General features: G+C 38.7%; 2 tRNA genes. Both read right to left on the bottom strand.

Annotated elements, in window-relative coordinates:
• Nucleotides 1-6 precede the first annotated feature (6 nt).
• Nucleotides 7-80: transfer RNA gene (locus IR010_RS20025), tRNA-Ala, on the bottom strand.
• Between the two features lie 89 nt (nt 81-169).
• Nucleotides 170-243 (bottom strand) — tRNA-Ile (locus tag IR010_RS20030).
• Nucleotides 244-357 lie beyond the last annotated feature (114 nt).

Genomic DNA, 357 nt, shown 5'->3' on the forward strand with positions numbered 1-357 from the left:
AATCAGTGGAGAATAACGGAGTCGAACCGTTGACCTCCTGCGTGCAAGGCAGGCGCTCTAGCCAGCTGAGCTAATCCCCCAATATTTTTAAAATTCCAAAATTTTTAATTTCCAAATTCCAAAAAATAAGGATCTCAACCTCTAGAATTTCCTTTTTTAAGTTAAATAGTAGTCCCGGGCAGACTCGAACTGCCGACCCCTACATTATCAGTGTAGTACTCTAACCAGCTGAGCTACGAGACTCTGTTTTACTTAAAATTTATTATTTGAACTAACAGCAAGAGTAATTGAATTTTGTGATTCAGTTCCTTTAGATTAACATCTTTTTTCCCCAGCGTGTGTTTCCACTAACACTTG

Origin of the sequence: Flavobacterium sp. MR2016-29, assembly GCF_015350695.1 — a bacterium.
Taxonomy (GTDB): Bacteria; Bacteroidota; Bacteroidia; order Flavobacteriales; family Flavobacteriaceae; genus Flavobacterium.